Source organism: Methyloceanibacter marginalis, from assembly GCF_001723295.1.
GTDB classification, from domain to species: Bacteria; Pseudomonadota; Alphaproteobacteria; order Rhizobiales; family Methyloligellaceae; genus Methyloceanibacter; species Methyloceanibacter marginalis.
In genome coordinates this window covers 1-1,176 of the sequence record NZ_LPWD01000400.1, presented here as the reverse complement: position 1 = coordinate 1,176, position 1,176 = coordinate 1, and the positions used below count along the sequence as shown (strand labels likewise).

General features: G+C 66.7%; 2 pseudogenes. Both read left to right on the top strand.

Annotated features, from left to right (window positions below):
- A pseudogene (locus tag AUC71_RS21465) lies at positions 1–382 on the top strand (M24 family metallopeptidase); the annotation flags it as partial.
- Positions 383–412: 30 nt separating this feature from the next.
- A pseudogene (radC, locus tag AUC71_RS13550) lies at positions 413–1,103 on the top strand (RadC family protein).
- The last annotated feature ends 73 nt before the right edge of the window (positions 1,104–1,176 follow it).

Below are 1,176 nucleotides of genomic sequence, written 5' to 3'. Positions count from 1 at the left end.
GCTGATGCGCGGCGTTGCCGCGGTGAAGCCCGGCGCCACCACCGGCGATATCGGCCATGCGATCCAGGTCTATGCGGAAGGCGAGCGCTGCAGCGTGGTGCGCGATTTCTGCGGCCATGGCTTGGGTCGCGTGTTCCACGACCGGCCGAATATCCTTCATTACGGAGAGCCCGGCGAAGGCCTGCCGCTCAAGCCCGGCATGCTGTTCACCATCGAGCCGATGATCAATCTCGGCAAGCCGCATGTGAAGATCCTGTCGGACGGCTGGACCGCCGTGACGCGCGACCGCTCCCTGTCGGCGCAGTTCGAGCACACGGTCGGCGTCACCGAGGCGGGATGCGAGGTGTTCACCCTGTCGCCCAAGGGCCTGGATCGTCCGCCCGTAAGCGCTGAGCCTAAAGCGAGCGCCCCCGTGGGTTTCGACGACGCCGCCAAGCCGCATTATCTCGGCCACCGCGAGCGGCTCAGGAAGCGCTTTCGCGACGGCGGCCCAGACGCCCTGCCCGACTACGAGCTTCTGGAACTGGTGCTGTTCCGCGCCATGCCGCGCCGGGACACAAAGCCTTTGGCCAAAGCGATCCTCGCCCGGTTCGGCTCCTTCGCCGAGGCTATGAATGCCCCGGACGATCTCTTGTTGGAGGTGCCGGGTCTCGGCGAAGCGGCAGTGACCGAGATCAAGCTCGTGCGGGCGGCGGCGCTCAGGCTGATGCGCGGCGAGGTGCTGGAGCGGCCGGTGCTCGCCTCCTGGCAGCAAGTGCTCGATTATTGCCGCGCGGCCATGGGCTTCGAGGCTAAGGAGCAGTTCCGCATCCTGTTCCTGGACAAGCGCAACCAGATGATCGCCGACGAGGTGCAGCAGAAAGGCACCGTGATCATACGCCGGTCTATGTGCGGGAGGTGGTGAAGCGGGCGCTGGAGCTCTCGGCCACGGCGATCGTGCTAGTGCACAATCACCCGTCGGGCGACCCGACCCCGTCACGCGCCGACGTGGAGATGACCAAGCAGATCGTCGCCGCGGCGAAGCCTTAGGGGTCGTGGTCCACGACCACATCATCGTGGGCAGGCAGGGGCATGCGAGCTTCAGAGGGCTCGGCCTGATCTAGTCGGATAAGCGAGGGAGCCGCGCCTTAGGCGGGCGGCGGACCGAAGACCAGCACCGCGTTCAAGCCGCCGAAG